The organism is Nocardia sp. BMG51109 (assembly GCF_000526215.1).
Taxonomy (GTDB): domain Bacteria; phylum Actinomycetota; class Actinomycetes; order Mycobacteriales; family Mycobacteriaceae; genus Nocardia.
Window position 1 is genome coordinate 325052 of record NZ_JAFQ01000004.1, and the last position, 14618, is coordinate 339669.

Annotated in this window: 18 protein-coding genes; 12 read left to right on the forward strand and 6 right to left on the reverse strand. The window is 69.1% G+C overall.

The genetic code is table 11. The annotated features are described in order from the left end of the window. Positions 1–180: 180 nt before the first annotated feature. Complete coding sequence (locus D892_RS0102845) at positions 181–798, forward strand: GNAT family N-acetyltransferase (protein ID WP_024799800.1); 618 nt, start codon at positions 181–183, stop codon at positions 796–798. Here D892_RS0102845 and D892_RS0102850 read toward each other — a convergent pair. Then, the gene (locus D892_RS0102850) at positions 783–1202 is read right to left on the reverse strand and encodes a hypothetical protein (RefSeq protein ID WP_051498971.1); all 420 of its coding nucleotides are present in this window, start codon (positions 1200–1202) and stop codon (positions 783–785) included. The two genes, D892_RS0102845 and D892_RS0102850, sit on opposite strands and share 16 nt — an antisense overlap. Positions 1203–1283: 81 nt before the next feature. Between D892_RS0102850 and D892_RS0102855 the strand changes: the two genes are divergently transcribed. Both D892_RS0102855 and D892_RS0102860 read left to right on the forward strand, forming a co-directional pair. Beyond that, entirely contained in the window at positions 1284–2243 is a 960-nt protein-coding gene (locus D892_RS0102855) for a diacylglycerol kinase family protein (RefSeq protein WP_024799802.1), read from the forward strand. 233 nt (positions 2244–2476) lie between these two features. Further along, positions 2477–2731 (forward strand): WhiB family transcriptional regulator, encoded by a 255-nt coding sequence (locus tag D892_RS0102860; RefSeq protein WP_024799803.1) that lies wholly within the window; start codon positions 2477–2479, stop codon positions 2729–2731. 532 nt (positions 2732–3263) lie between these two features. Here the strand turns inward: D892_RS0102860 and D892_RS0102870 are convergent. Beyond that, a complete protein-coding gene (locus D892_RS0102870) occupies positions 3264–4778 on the reverse strand; it encodes a sensor histidine kinase (RefSeq protein WP_024799805.1) in 1515 nt (504 codons plus the stop codon). Positions 4779–4812: 34 nt separating this feature from the next. Next, the gene (locus D892_RS0102875) at positions 4813–5028 is read right to left on the reverse strand and encodes a biotin/lipoyl-binding carrier protein (RefSeq protein WP_024799806.1); all 216 of its coding nucleotides are present in this window, start codon (positions 5026–5028) and stop codon (positions 4813–4815) included. A 266-nt stretch (positions 5029–5294) separates the two neighbouring features. On the opposite strand from D892_RS0102875, the gene D892_RS49490 reads away from it, so the two are divergent. Further along, positions 5295–5369, forward strand: a complete 75-nt coding sequence (locus D892_RS49490; protein WP_369801804.1) for a 50S ribosomal protein bL37 — start codon at positions 5295–5297, stop codon at positions 5367–5369. A 119-nt stretch (positions 5370–5488) separates the two neighbouring features. Here the strand turns inward: D892_RS49490 and rsrA are convergent, their stop codons facing one another. Both rsrA and D892_RS0102885 read right to left on the reverse strand, forming a co-directional pair. Beyond that, the gene (gene rsrA / locus D892_RS40245) at positions 5489–5788 is read right to left on the reverse strand and encodes a mycothiol system anti-sigma-R factor (protein WP_051499442.1); all 300 of its coding nucleotides are present in this window, start codon (positions 5786–5788) and stop codon (positions 5489–5491) included. Positions 5789–5799: 11 nt separating this feature from the next. Next, a complete protein-coding gene (locus D892_RS0102885) occupies positions 5800–6561 on the reverse strand; it encodes a sigma-70 family RNA polymerase sigma factor (RefSeq protein ID WP_024799808.1) in 762 nt (253 codons plus the stop codon). A 394-nt stretch (positions 6562–6955) separates the two neighbouring features. Between D892_RS0102885 and D892_RS0102890 the strand changes: the two genes are divergently transcribed. From D892_RS0102890 to D892_RS0102900, 3 genes are all read left to right on the forward strand, one after another. Beyond that, complete coding sequence (locus tag D892_RS0102890; protein ID WP_024799809.1) at positions 6956–7465, forward strand: aminoacyl-tRNA deacylase; 510 nt, start codon at positions 6956–6958, stop codon at positions 7463–7465. 48 nt (positions 7466–7513) lie between these two features. Next, entirely contained in the window at positions 7514–8059 is a 546-nt protein-coding gene (locus D892_RS0102895; protein WP_024799810.1) for a MarR family winged helix-turn-helix transcriptional regulator, read from the forward strand. Positions 8060–8145: 86 nt separating this feature from the next. Continuing rightward, a complete protein-coding gene (locus tag D892_RS0102900) occupies positions 8146–8448 on the forward strand; it encodes a hypothetical protein (RefSeq protein ID WP_156959356.1) in 303 nt (100 codons plus the stop codon). 45 nt (positions 8449–8493) lie between these two features. Here D892_RS0102900 and D892_RS0102905 read toward each other — a convergent pair whose 3' ends face one another. Next, entirely contained in the window at positions 8494–9291 is a 798-nt protein-coding gene (locus tag D892_RS0102905; protein ID WP_024799812.1) for an SOS response-associated peptidase, read from the reverse strand. 148 nt (positions 9292–9439) lie between these two features. Here D892_RS0102905 and D892_RS0102910 point away from each other — a divergent pair, with 148 nt between their 5' ends. The 5 genes from D892_RS0102910 to D892_RS0102930 all read left to right on the forward strand — a co-directional run bounded on the left by D892_RS0102910 (position 9440) and on the right by D892_RS0102930 (position 14584). Next, a complete protein-coding gene (locus D892_RS0102910; protein WP_024799813.1) occupies positions 9440–10948 on the forward strand; it encodes an aldehyde dehydrogenase family protein in 1509 nt (502 codons plus the stop codon). A 73-nt stretch (positions 10949–11021) separates the two neighbouring features. Next, entirely contained in the window at positions 11022–11675 is a 654-nt protein-coding gene (locus D892_RS0102915; RefSeq protein ID WP_024799814.1) for a Uma2 family endonuclease, read from the forward strand. A 65-nt stretch (positions 11676–11740) separates the two neighbouring features. Beyond that, a complete protein-coding gene (gene aroA / locus D892_RS48295) occupies positions 11741–13048 on the forward strand; it encodes a 3-phosphoshikimate 1-carboxyvinyltransferase (protein ID WP_024799815.1) in 1308 nt (435 codons plus the stop codon). Continuing rightward, entirely contained in the window at positions 13045–14046 is a 1002-nt protein-coding gene (rsgA, locus tag D892_RS0102925) for a ribosome small subunit-dependent GTPase A (RefSeq protein WP_036567972.1), read from the forward strand. Before aroA ends, rsgA begins: the two co-directional genes overlap by 4 nt. Before the next feature lie 88 nt (positions 14047–14134). Continuing rightward, the gene (locus D892_RS0102930) at positions 14135–14584 is read left to right on the forward strand and encodes a hypothetical protein (protein WP_024799817.1); all 450 of its coding nucleotides are present in this window, start codon (positions 14135–14137) and stop codon (positions 14582–14584) included. Positions 14585–14618 lie beyond the last annotated feature (34 nt).

The following is a 14618-nucleotide window of genomic DNA, read 5'->3' on the forward strand; positions in this document are numbered from 1 at the left end:
CGGAGGCCCCGGACAGGCCCCAGCGCCGCCCGCCGGACATTCCCGGACAACCGCGGTGGAAGAACGGGGGCGGCGACTCCGGGAGGGCCGTCGCGCGCAGGACCCGCCGCGGAGCAAGGCGGCAGCGCCCAGCGGGCATCAGATCGACCGGCGGGCCCCGGCTCGCCGTATCGTAGGCGGATGGAGATCACGGTCCGGCGCGCGGAGCCGGCGGAGATACCGATGCTGGCGCGCGTGCTGGGGACGGCATTCGACGACGACCCCATCGTCGGCTGGCTGATCCGGGACGAGCGCAATCGGGCCCGGCGGGCGGCGGTCATGTTCGAAACCCTCGTGCGCCACGAATTCTTCGAGCACGGCGGCACCGACGTGGCGTTCGACGACGCGGGGGCCATGGTCGGGGCGGCGGTGTGGCTGCCGCCCGACCATCGGCAGTCCTCGTATGTCACGACCCTGCGGACGCTGCCGGGCATGGTGCGGGCGTTCCGGACCCGTCTGGTCGCGGCCGGGCAGCTGGCCGAGCGCATACAGGCCGAGCATCCGCGGGAACCGCACTGGTACCTCGGTTTCGTCGGAACACTGCCGCGGGTGCGCGGCCGCGGTGTCGCGCACGCCCTGCTGGGCCCCCGCCTCGAGCGGTGCGACATCACCGGCGCACCGGCCTACCTGGAATCCAGTAAGCGCGACAACATCCCGTACTACGAGCGCTACGGTTTCGAGGTCACCGGCGAACTCGACGCAACCGGCGGCGGGCCGCCGCTCTGGCCGATGTGGCGGACGGCTCAGTCAGCCTCGTAGACCTCGGCCGCCCAGCGCGTCGACGGCGGCGAGAACAGCAGGCCCAGCGTCACCAGCGCGGCCAGCCCCAGCGGGATCCCGTACTGGGGCTGGCCGCCGATCATGTACCAGGACACCGGCAGCAGCAGGATCTGCGCGATCACCACGATGGCCCGCCCCCAGCGCCGCCCCCGCAACAGTCCGATGCCCGCCGCCAGCACCGCCCCGCCGAAGATCACGAACCAGGCCGCGGTCCCGTACGCGCTGGTCAGGCTCTGATCCACGCCGGTGACCCCGCGCACTACCAGCACGATCGCCACGACCACGCCGACGCCGCCCTCGAGCGCCGCCAGCGCACCGGCCGCCCGCACCGTCCCCGGCACCGGCTCCCGGCCGGCACCCTCTTCCGCGTTCCGCTTCGCCACGCGGACAGCCTAGGCATCCGTTCGTCTCTTCGGCGCCCAGCCCCGCGCGCCGGGCTGCGCTGTCTCAGTAGGCTCTCCGGTGTGCGGACGTTGCTGATCGTGAATCCCAATGCCACCTCGACGACACCGGCGACCCGCGACCTGCTCGCCCACGCCCTGGAGAGCCGCACCCAGCTGATCGTCGCACACACCCAGCACCGCGGCCACGCGGCCGAACTGGCGCAGTGGGCGACCACCAACGAGATGGATCTGATCGTGGTGCACGGTGGCGACGGCACCGTGAACGAGACCATCAACGGTTTCCTGCCGCTGCCGCAGGTCGACGACGGCCAGGCGTGGATTCCCCGCCTCGGCGTCATTCCGGGCGGTTCGGCCAACGTCTTCGCGCGATCGCTGGGCATCAGGCCCGATCCGGTCGCCGCCACCAACCAGCTCATCGATCTGTTGTCGCTGGAAACCGACCGCCGCATCGGACTCTCCATCGCCGACGACCGCTGGTTCACCTTCTCCGCGGGCGTCGGCCTGGACGCCGACGTGTGCGAGGCGATCGACAACAGCCGCGCCAACGGGCATGCCGCGACCCCTGCCCGATACCTGCGCACCACCGTCCGGCAGTTCTTCCGGGCGAAACGCAAGGAGCCGTCGGTAACCGTCCACATTCCCGATCACGAACCGGTCACCGACGTCCATTACGCATTCGTGACGAACACCAGTCCGTGGACTTATCTCGACGACACTCCGGTGGTCACCAACCCCGGAACACGATTCGAATCCGGTCTCGGAGTGTTTGCCATGCGGACCATGGGGGTACTGCGGACACTGTGGGTCGCCCGCCAACTGCTGGCCACCAACGGAAACCCCAAGTCCCGCACATTGTTTCGGGTGGACGATGTGCCGTCGGTGCGTATCTCCGCCACCGGGCCGATCGGCCTGCAAATCGACGGCGACTTCATCGGCCGTCGTGACGTGGTGGATTTCACCTCGATCCCCGAGGTGCTCGAGGTGATCGCCCCGCAGCCCGATTCGGGCCGACACAACTGAAAAACATCGTAGTTGTGCTGCGGAAACCGCTTCGAGCGGGTAGAAAGGACTCGGCAGACCCCCGATGTAGGGGTCTTACAGCGTGAGCTTCCCCACGGTGCACCACAAAGCTATTGACATCTACGGTGTTCGTGAAAGCATTCACAAGCAACCGTGCGGAAACATTCGAGTCGCACAAGTGAACGGACCACAAACCCGAGGCGCACCGGTGCGCCCAGCAAAGGAGCAGAGGAATGGACTGGCGCCACAAGGCCATCTGTCGCGATGAGGACCCCGAGCTGTTCTTCCCGGTCGGTAACAGCGGTCCTGCTCTCGCGCAGATTGCCGATGCCAAGCTGGTCTGCGCCCGCTGCCCCGTGACCGCCGAATGCCTGTCCTGGGCACTCAAGTCCGGACAGGACGCCGGCGTTTGGGGCGGTATGAGCGAAGACGAGCGTCGGGCGCTGAAGCGTCGCAACGCGCGCACCCGCACCCGCACCGTCGTCTGACGGTGCACGGCGTTACGGCCACCGCGGTACCGCACAACCCCGGCTCGTAACGCGCTTTTCAGCCCGGCACCGAAAAGGTGCCGGGCTTCACTGTTTTCTGTGCCCGGTCATCCCCCGCACGCCACATCGCCCCCACGCCGCCCCTCCCGTGACATCGTCATCCCCCGCGAGATCGCCATCCGGGCACACGACACCGTGAGCCCGGCACACGACACCGTCATCCCGCCACACGGCATCGTCATCCCGGCACACGGCATCGTCATCCCGGCACGCTTTTGGCCGGGATCCACTGCGCCAGAGGGGATTCCGGCCATAAGCATGCCCGGAATGACGAAACTCGCGTACCGAACGCCCCGGAATGACAAGGCCCACGGACCGGGTACCGCAAGGCCGGAGTGAGCCCACGGGCCGCGCCGGCGGAGGTTCCGGCCACAAGCATGCCGGAATGACGGAAGCCCGCAGTATCACGTAACGGCGGAAGGCCGCAGTATCACGTACCGCGGGGCCGGAGTGGACCCGGACGAGCGGAAGATCAGCGGGACGAGCGGCGGCCGAGCGGCACCCGCAGCACGGCGTCGGTGCCGATATCGGCGCCCGGATGCAGGCCGATGGAGCCACCCAGCTCCGCGGTCACCAGCGTGCGCACGATCTGCAGGCCCAGCCGGTCCGAACCCTCCAGGCTGAAACCGTCCGGCAGCCCGCGGCCGTCGTCGCTGATGATCACGTCGAGCCAGCGCGCCGAACGTTCGGAACGGATGGTGACGGTGCCGTCCTCACCGGCGTCGAAGGCGTGCTCGATGGCGTTCTGCACCAGTTCGGTGAGCACCATCACCAGCGGCGTCGCCCGCTCGGCGGAGAACACGCCCAGCGAACCGGCCCGGCGCACCTTGATCCGGGCGGTGTGCACGGTCGCCACGTCGGCCATGATCGGCAGCAGCCGGTCCACGACCTCGTCTAGATCGACCTCCTCGTCCACCGACATCGACAGCATCTCGTGCACCGACGCGATCGAGGTGACCCGGCGCACCGATTCGGTGAGCGACAGCCGCGCCTCCTCGTTCTCGGTGCGGCGCGCCTGCAATCGCAGCAGCGCGGCCACCGTCTGCAGGTTGTTCTTCACCCGGTGGTGGATCTCGCGGATGGTGGCGTCCTTGGACAGCAGCGCGCGATCGCGGCGCTTGACCTCGGTGACGTCGCGCACCAGCACGGCGGCGCCGGCGAGTTCGCCGTGCGGGCGCAGTACCAGGGTGCGCAGCAGCACGGTGGCCCCGCGCGCCTCGACCTCCATGCGGCGCCCCGATTTCCCCGCCAGCGCGGCCTGTATGTCGTTGACGACCTCCTGCGCGTCGAACGGATCGGTGATCAGCGAGCGGGTGATCTGCGCCAGATCCTGTCCGGCCAGATCGCTCTGCAAACCCATCCGGTGGTACGCCGACAGCGCGTTCGGGCTCGAATAGACCACCGTGCCCTCGGTGTCGATGCGGATGAAACCGTCGCCGGCGCGGGGGCTGGAATGCGAGCCGGTGCGATCCTCCAGGGTCGGGAACGTGCCGTCGGCAATCATCTGGCACAGATCGTCGGCGCAGGCCATGTACGCCTGCTCGAGGCTGCCGCGGACCTTGGACCGCTGCACGTCGGTATCGCGGCCGAGCACCGCGATCACATCGCTGCCCACCCGCACCGGAATGGCCTCCCGGACGGCGTGCACCGTGGTGGGGTGGTAGACGCCGGCCGCCTCGGCCTCGTGATCGACCCGCACGATCTCGCCCGCGAGCAGTGCCTCGAAGACCTGCGGATGATCCTCCTTGGAGGCGAGCGTGCCCACCACATCCTCGGGATGCACGGTGGCCGCGGTGGTGGGCCGGGCCTGGGCCACGCAGACCACGTCGGCGCCCTCGGCCACGGGACCGGCGCCCACCCACAACTGCAGATCCGCGAACGACAGGTCCGACAGCAACTGCCAGTCCCCCACCACCCGCTGCAGGTGATCCACGGCCGCGCCCGGTAGGTCGGTGTGCTCGGCCAGCAGATCGCTCAGTGTCGACATGCGCCACGCTTCCTCGGTACAGCTCTCCCGGCGATCAGGAGATGACGGCGATCAGGTCGCCCTTCTGCAGCACCTGGCCGGTTCGGACGTTGATCGAGGTCACGGTGCCGTCGGCCTCGGCGACCACGGGAATCTCCATCTTCATCGATTCCAGCATCACCAGCGTGTCACCCTCGTGCACCGTCACCCCCTCTTGCGCGACGATCTCGTACACGGTCGACACCATCTCGGCCAGCACTTCCTCAGCCATGACACCCTCTCGATCGATCGGCACTGCTCGAGCCCCGTTTCCGCGGGAGGTACAGCCAATCACACGGGAAACGCCGACGCGCGGTCGGAACGAGAATACCGACCCGTAAACCCGGGCCAGGGGCGGTCCTGATCGGCGGGGCTCCGCGCGCCGGCCCGGCCGACGCCGCGCGCACCGCGGTATGCCGATGCCTGTAATCTCGTTAGCCTGCGAACACGCGCACGAGACGAGTTCGCCCCAGTCTCTGGGCCAGAAGGGAGATACCGATGGGTAAGCGAGGACGGAAGAAGCGCGCGCGCAGGAAGAACGCGGCCAACCACGGCAAGCGGCCGAACTCCTGAGCTGACGGCGCCGCGCGAGCGGCCCGAAACACCAAGAGCGGCATACCTTTCCGTCATGGGAAGGTGTGCCGCTCTTTGGTGTCTGCGCCCGGATTGGTGTCTGCGCTCGGGTACGCCGGTCAGGCCTCGCCGGACTCGAGGCGGGTGTCGGTGACGGCCGTCTCGGTGATGGTCGTCTCCGTGATGGTCACCGATCGGCGGATCTCCAGGGTCAGCCGCTCGCGCAGCGCATCCGGGGCACGATCGCCACCGCACTTGCTGCTGAGCAGCCGCTTCAGCTTCTCCTCCAGGCCATAGGCCTCGATGCACGGCGAACAGTGGTCCATGTGGTGCTGCAGCCGCTCCCGCGTGGCGTCGTCGCACTCACCGTCGAGCATGAGCCAGACGTCGGCGATGACCGCCGAGCAATCCAGTTCCATGTCGTCGCTGCTCACTGGGAAACCTCCTGCCGCGCACTACCCGTCCGGTTCCGATCGAAGCCCCGCTCGTGCGCCACATCGGCCAGCAGCCCCTTGAGCTGCTTGCGACCACGGTGCAACCGGGACATGACGGTGCCGATCGGAGTCCCCATGATGTCGGCAATCTCCTTGTAGGGGAAGCCCTCCACATCCGCGTAGTACACCGCCATCCGGAATTCCTCCGGTAGCGACTGCAGGGCCGCCTTGATGTCGTCGTCGGGCAGCGCCTCGAGCGCCTCCATCTCGGCCGACCGCAGGCCCGTCGAGGTGTGCTCGGCGGTGGCGGCCAGTTGCCAGTCGGTGATCTCCTCCGTCGGATACTGCGCGGGCTGGCGCTGCTTCTTGCGGTAGGAGTTGATGTAGGTGTTGGTCAGGATGCGGTACAGCCACGCACGCAGGTTGGTGCCCTCGCGGAACGACCGGAAGCCCTGGTACGCCTTGGCGAAGGTCTCCTGCACCAGGTCCTCGGCGTCGGCCGGGTTACGGGTCATCCGCAGGGCCGCGCCGTAGAGCTGATCCAGCAGCGGGAGCGCGTCGCGCTCGAACCGCCGTGCCAGCTCGGCCTCGCTGCCGGTGCTGCGCGAGACCCCGGACTGCGCGTCGCCGGACTCGGCTTCCCTCGTCTCCGAATCGCCCGCCCCGGAATCGGCCGTCACATCCTCGGGTTCACCGGTGTCTTTCCGTCCGGTGTCGTCTGCGCGGCCCGCCGCGGTGTCGTCGCTCGTCACGCCCATCCCTTCGGTCGCCGTAGCTTGTGAATCTACCGCGCGGGAGGGGGGCAATGAGAACCCGGTGTCGGGCGTCACGAGGTCGACACGATCGGACGACGGTGACCACCCGGTGGTCACCGGGCGTTCATCAACCAGCAAGGTCACCGGCATCTCCTTCGTGTTCGGTGAGTGGGGTTCGCCCCGCGTTCGGCGGGCGCTCGGCATACCGCGTGCAACATGGCCGGGGGCCACTGTGTTCCCAGCATCAGGGGCCGCTGTGTTCCCACACCAAGGCCGCTGTGTTCCCACACGAGGGCCACTGTGTTCCCACACCAGAGGCAGCTGTGTCCCCCTCATCAGGGCGCACCGTGTTCCCACCTTTCGCCGCCGCATCGGTCCGGCTCTAAGGTTGACCGGCATGGCAGGTGCTCCGACTCCGGCGGTCCGCGCGCTGACCCAGGCGCGGGTGGCGCACCGGGTGCACGCCTACCCGCACGATCCACGCAGCGACTCCTACGGCGCCGAGGCGGTGGCCGCGCTCGCGGACGAGCTGGGGGTGGTGGCCGAGCAGATCTTCAAGACGCTGGTCGTCGAGCTGTCGTCCGGAGGTGCGGCCGGGCGCGGGCAGCTGGCGGTGGCCGTGCTGCCGGTGCCGCGGACGCTGTCGCTGAAGGGCGCCGCGGCCGCGCTGGGCGCGCCGAAGGCGGCGCTCGCCGATCGGGCGAGGGCCGAGCGCACCACCGGCTATGTGCTGGGCGGTATCTCACCGCTGGGCCAGAAGCGGGCGTTGCCCACCGTGCTCGACGATTCGGCGCTGCGATGGGACCGCATGCTGTGCAGCGCCGGCAAGCGCGGCCTGGAGATCGAACTGGCGCCCGCGGACCTGGTCCGGCTCACGGGCGCCGTGACCGCCGCGGTGACGGCCTGAACCGCGCTGCCGGATCGGTAGTGGGACTTGCGAGGAGGTGGCCGTCGGATGGACGGTGACGAGACGACCGGGAACGAGACGACCGGCGACGAGACGACGGGCGCGGAGGCGCTCGGCAACGAGGCCATCGATGTGATCGGCCAGCAGCTGATCCGGCTGGGGCGCATCCGCGAGCGCACCAATGCGCAGATCTCGGCCGCGTCCGGCGGCGAGATCGACACCTCCGCGTACACCATCCTGTTCCGGCTGCTGGCCGACGGCCCGATGCGGTCCGGCGCGCTGGCCGAGGCGATGCTCTCCGACGCGTCCACCATCAGCCGGCAGGTGGCGGGGCTGGTCAAGCGCGGCCTGATCGAGCGCCGCGCCGACCCCGACGACGGCCGGGCCAGCATGCTGGTCGTCACCGCGGCCGGCCGCGCACTGGCCGAACAGCTGCACCGGCGCCGCAGCGAGGTCCTGACGCACATCGTGGCGGACTGGGATCCCACCGATCGCGACCAGCTCGCCACGCTGCTGCGCCGGTTCGTCGACGACTACGAGGCGGCCCGGGAGAGGCTGATCGGGCTGGCGGACACGCCACGCTCACAGGCATAAATCACATAAATCACACGAACCACACCCGCATCTGTGCATTACTTGATCACGCCAGATACTTCTCGACCGTGAGGATGTGATGCGAGATGTCCCACCGACAGCGTGTACGCACCATGGTCGCCGCGTGCGGCGTGATCCTCGCTGTAGGGGGCGGCGTACTGGCCGCCCCCGCGGGCGCGGCACCGGAGGTGAGCCCCGACTATCCGCTCGGCGGCCCGGGGACGCCGCACGAGCGCCAGCAGAGCGAGCCGGAGAAGCGCATCGAGAAGGCCCCCGAGAAGGCGGAGAAGCTGGGCGCCGGCACCGTGGGCGAGCTGCTCGATCTGGGGACGAACGTCATCAAGTGCGGGCTCAATATCGCCACACCGACGGTGAAGTGCAAGCTGTGACTCCGGCCGCCGAGCCGGCACGTGCCCGCCGACAGCGGGCCGGGCTCAGATCAGGCTGGTCTGCCCGGGCTGCCGGGTATCCGCCGCCGGCTCCCCCGTAGCGGGCGCCAGCAGCTCCGGGCCGTTGTTGCGGACGCTGTTCACCAGCGACGACACCGGACGTGCCACGATGCCCGACACTCGTTCCGGACCGGGGGTTTCCAGTAGCTCGTGCGGGGCCGGATGATCGGGGTCCAGCCAGGCGTCCCAGTTCTCGCGCGGCAGCACCAGCGGCATGCGGTCGTGGATCCCGGTCAGGTCGCCGACCGCGTCGGTGGTGAGGATCGTGCAGGACAGGATCGGGTCCATCGCCGGCTGCGACCGGTCGCGCCAGGTCGACCACAGGCCCGCCATGTAGAGGCGGGAACCGTCGGCGTTCGACATGTAGTACGGCTGCTTGACCGCCTTGCCCTTATCGGTCGGCGCGCTCTCGACCAGCCATTCGTACCAGCCGTCCATGGGCACCAGGCAGCGGCGCCGCTTCGCCGCGTCACGGAACGACGGGGCCGTCTCGGCGCGATCGGCCCGGGCATTGAACAGCGGTTTGCCCTTGGCCGGGACGCCGGGCTCGGCGGCCTTGGTCCACACCGGGATCAGGCCCCAGCGCATGCGGCGGATCCGCAGCCGGGGATCGCTGTCGGGATCGTCGTGCTCGCGCCGCTCCACCACCGTCAGCACCCGGTTGGTGGGCGCTACGTTGTAGTTGGGGCGCTCGGCCTCGGGCGGATCACCGGTCTCGTCGACGGCGTCGAGTTCGGCCGCCAATCGGGCCGGGTTCGCGGTGGTCGCGTATCTGCCGCACATGCCACCATGTTGCCACCGCACGCCGACAAATACCCGGATGACCGAAAGGTCCGAAAGATGACCGGAAATGCAACTGAAGGCAGTTGACTTCACATCTAGGGTATGAGAACTTCGTGCCGTAGCTCTCTCACTAGGGGTCGCCCGAATCATGTCCACCACCGAGTCCACCGCCGTCGCCGGCGAGACCACGTTGACCTCGGTCAACCCGGCCAACGGCGAGGTCATCGCCACTCATCCGATCGCCGACCAGCAGGCGGTGAACGCGGCCGTCGACAGAGCCCGCGGCGCCGCGACGACCTGGGGCGCGCTGACCTACGCGGAGCGCAAGAAGTACCTGCTGCGCTGGGCCAGCCGTCTGGTCGCCAAGTCCGAAGAGCTCTGCGATCTCATCCACGCCGAGAACGGCAAGCCGCGCGACGACGCGTTCCTCGAGCTGCTGCTGACCCTCGAGCACATCGCCTGGGCGGCCAAGAACGCCGAGAAGGTCCTGAAGCCGAGGAAGGTCTCTCCCGGCGCGCTGATGTCGAACTTCGGCGCCTACCTCGAGCAGCGCCCGCTGGGTGTGATCGGCGTGATCGGCCCGTGGAACTACCCGATCTTCACGCCGAACGGCTCGATCGCCTACGCGCTGGCCGCCGGCAACACCGTGGTGTACAAGCCCAGCGAATATTCCACCAGTATCGGCAACTTCTACACCAAGGCGTTCGCCGAGGCGAATCCCGAACTGCCCGACGGGGTTTTCGTCACCGTCAACGGCTACGGCGAGACCGGCGCCGCGCTGGTGCGCTCCGATATCGACAAGATCGCGTTCACCGGTTCCGCCGCCACCGGCAAGAAGATCATGGCGGCCGCCGCCGACCGGCTGACCCCGGTGCTGCTGGAATGCGGCGGCAAGGATGCCGTGATCGTCGCCGCCGACGCCGACATCAAGGCCGCCGCCGACGCGGTCGCTTACGGCGCCACCATGAACAGCGGGCAGACCTGCGCCGGCGTCGAGCGGGTGTACGTAGACGCCTCGATCCGCGACGAGTTCGTGGCCGAGGTGAAGAAGATCCTGTCGGACGTGCACCCCGGCTCCGACGACAAGGCCGCCTACGGGCCGATGACCATGCCGAGCCAGATCGATATCGTGCGCCGCCACATCGAGGATGCGCTGAAGAACGGCGGCACGGCCGTGCTGGGCGGTCCCGAATCGATCAAGGGTCCCTACATCGAGCCGGTCGTCCTCGTGGACGTGGACGAGAATTCCGCGGCGGTGCGCGAGGAGACCTTCGGCCCGACGCTGACCATCCGCAGCGTGCGCAGCGTCGACGAGGCCGTCGCTCTGGCCAACGATTCCACCTACTCGCTGGGCTCGACGGTGTTCTCGCGCAAGCACGGGCTGGAGATCGCGCGCCGGCTCGAGGCCGGCGCCACGTCGGTCAACGCCGTGCTGGGCTTCGCGGCGATCTCCGCGCTGCCGTTCGGCGGCGGCCGCGACTCCGGCATCGGCCGCATCCACGGCGCGCCCGGCATGCTGGAGTTCACCGCCGCGCACTCGATCGCGGTGCAGCGCTTCCAGATTCCCGGCATAGCCCTGCTGAGCTACGCCCGCACCGAATCGACGATGAAGCTGCTGCGGCGGGTGGTCCCGCTGCTGCACGGGCGGAACAAGTAACACCGAGCTACGGGAGGCCGGTGCGGTCGGCGTGAAGCACCTGACCGCACCGGCCTCGGGCTATCATTGCCGCATGTCCGGCCCGCACATCGAGCGGCCCGACCTCCCCGAGTACATGAGCTGGGAGGAACTGGAGCGGCTTCCCGAAGAGATCGCAGACCAGATCGAGCTGTGGAACGGGCGCGTGGTGTGGATGCGCCGGGGTAGCGGTGAGCATCAGATGTTCATCCGACGTCTGACCAACGCCCTCGAACAGTCGACACGTAAAGACATGTCGACTCGACCCGACCACTGCTGGGTCGCCAACTTCGAGACCAACATATTCTTCGGCGCCACTGGAAAATCCGATTTCGCCACGCCCGATTTTCTGGTGCACCGTTGTCTCGGTGGCCCCTACCGTGACATCCGCTCCAGCGATGTACTGCTCGTCGGTGAGGTGCTGTCGCCGTCCAACACACCGGTGGATGTCGAGGCGAAGAAGGGACGCTATGCGGACGCCGGGATCCCTTGGTACTGGGAGGTCCATCTGGAACGCGACGACAGCGCCATCGACATGGTGCGCGCCCTCGCGCTCGAAACCCGGCCCGGACAATTGCCCGACGGCGTTCGTCCACTGCACCGCGCCAACTATCTCGCCGTCGGCGAATGGACCCGCGCCGACACCGGCGGCATCGCGATCGACCACCCCTTCCCCATTCATATCCCCTGGTCAGAGCTGGAGTTCTGATTCTTTCAGGACACAACTCCGTGACCGCGCGCCCTCTCCGACCGCGCGTAGGAGAAGATAGAGGGGTGAGTTTCTGGCCCGCGCCCCATACCGACCATGCCGTGCACGCGACCGTCACCCTGCCCGGGTCGAAGTCCATCACCAACCGGGCATTGATCCTGGCCGCGCTCGCCGACCGGCCCTCGACGATCACCGGCGCGCTGCGCAGCCGTGACACCAATCTGATGATCGCCGCCCTGCGGGCCATGGGTACCGAAATCACCGGCGACGCAGATGTTCTCACGGTCACGCCCGCGGAGGGCCTGCACAACGCCACGATCGACTGCGGCCTGGCCGGCACCGTCATGCGGTTCCTGCCGCCGGTGGCGGCGCTGGCCCACGGCAACGTGGCGTTCTTCGGCGACGACCAGGCCCGGTTGCGCCCGCTGGCCACCGTCCTGAACGCGGTGCGACAGCTCGGGGTCGAGATCGAGGGCGATTCGCTGCCGTTCGTGGTGCACGGCACCGGCTCGCTGCGCGGCGGCCCGGTGACCATCGACGCGTCCGGCTCCTCCCAGTTCGTCTCCGGTCTGCTGCTGTCGGCGGCCCGCTTCGACGAGGGCGTGACGGTCCGGCACGAGGGCGCGCCGCTCCCCTCGCTGCCGCACATCGCGATGACCGTGCAGATGCTGGAGCAGGCCGGCGTGCAGGTGCGGGCGCCGAGCAGCCCGCGCGCCGAGCAGGTCTGGACGGTGGCGCCCGGCCCGATCCACGCCGTGGACTGGGAGGTGGAGCCGGACCTGTCCAACGCCACCCCGTTCCTGGCCGCGGCCGCGGTGACCGGCGGCGAGATGACCATCCCGCACTGGCCGTCGCTGACCACCCAGGCCGGCGACATCATCCGGGAGATCCTGGTGCGCATGGGCGCCGAGACCCGCCGCTTCGACGGCCAGCTGACCGTCCGCGGCCCGGATCAGCTGGCGGGCATCGACATCGACCTGCACGACGTCGGCGAGCTCACCCCCACCGTCGCGGCGCTGGCGGCGCTGGCCGATTCGCCGTCGCGGCTGCGCGGCATCGCGCACCTGCGCGGCCACGAGACCGACCGGCTCGCGGCGCTGTCCACCGAGATCAACCGGCTCGGCGGCAACGTCTCCGAAACCGAGGACGGATTGCACATCGAGCCCACCGCGCTGCGGGGCGGGGAATGGCACTCCTACGCCGACCACCGCATGGCCACCGCCGGCGCCATCCTCGGGCTGCGCGTGCCGGGCATCGAAATCGAGGACATCGGCACCACCGCCAAGACGCTGCCGAATTTCGTGGACCTGTGGGACGCAATGCTTTCCGACGGCGAGGTGGAGGCCGGTACGGCGGCGGGAGCGGCGAGCTGAGACGCCGCGAGTACGACGAGTCCGATGTCCGGGTGCGCCCGGGCAGAGGCTCGCGTCCTCGCACCAAGACCCGGCCCGAGCACCGGGACGCGGAGGCGGCCATGGTCACCGCCGTCGACCGCGGGCGATGGAGCTGCGTGCTGGGCGGCGACCCGCGCCGGCGGATCGTCGCGATGCGGGCCCGCGAGCTGGGCCGCACCCCGATCGTCGTCGGCGATCAGGTGGACGTGGTGGGCGATCTGTCCGGCAAGCCGGACAGCCTGGCGCGGATCGTGCGGGTGACCGAACGGCGAACGGTGTTGCGGCGCACCGCCGATGACACCGACCCGTTCGAGCGGGTGGTGGTGGCCAATGCCGAGCTGCTGTTCGTCGTGGTCGCGCTGGCCGACCCGCCACCGCGCACCGGCTTCGTGGAGCGCGCCATGGCCGCGGCGTACGCCGGTGGGCTGGAACCGGTTCTGTGCCTGACCAAACGCGATCTGGCCGCCGAGTCCGAATTCGCTTCGGAATTCGAGGATCTGGGCCTGACCATCGTCTACGGCGGCCGCGACGACCCGCTGGAGCCGATCGAGTCGATGCTGCGCGACCAACTCAGCTGCCTGCTCGGCCACTCCGGTGTCGGCAAGTCGACGTTGGTGAATCGTCTTGTCCCGGAAGCGGAACGGGCCGTCGGCGAGGTCTCCGGGGTCGGCAAGGGCCGGCACACCTCCACCCAGTCGGTGGCGCTGCCGCTGCCCGACGGCGGCTGGGTCATCGATACCCCGGGAATCCGCTCGTTCGGTCTCGCGCACATCACTCCCGACGACGTCATCCAGGCCTTCGACGATCTCGCCGAGGCCATCGAGGACTGCCCCCGCGGCTGCACCCACCTGGGCCCGCCCGCCGACCCGGAGTGCACCCTCGACGAGCTGCCCGGCAAGCAGCGCCGCGTGGCCGCCATCCGCCGGCTGCTCGTCGCGCTGAAGTCCAACGACCCGTGGGTCCTCGGCAATACCTAGATCTTTTGTCCCGACGACGAACCGCCGCCCAGCTCGGGTGCAACCGAATCACTGGGCGATCACAAGGGGCCACCGATACGCTCGGCCGGTGCCGAACGATCCGTACGCGCCCGACCCCCATGGGGGTCCGCAGCACCAGGTCCCGCAGCCCCCGCCGATGCGGCAACCGCCGTACCCGGACCAATTCGGGCAGCCCCCGAATCAGCCGCCTCAGTTCGGCTACGGCCCGCCGCAACCCTGGCAACAGCACGTGCCCTACGGTCCCGCGGTGCCCGCCAAGGGATTCGGATTCGCCGTAGTCGCGCTCATCCTCGGAGCCGCCGCGGCGGTCGTCCCCCTTCTCCCGAACCTCCCCAACGCCCTGACCGACTACCGCCAGTACCTCGTGTACGTCATCGCGCTACCCGGCCTGGCCCTCGGCATCCTCGCCTGCACAGGCCCCCGAAAAGGCAAGCCACTGGCAATAATCGGCGCAATCCTGTCCATCCTCGCCCTGGCAGTCTGGACCGCGGCCAAGCTCCTCGGCATCCCCACGTGAGACCCGCGCCGCCGACGGTGTCACTACGTCGCCG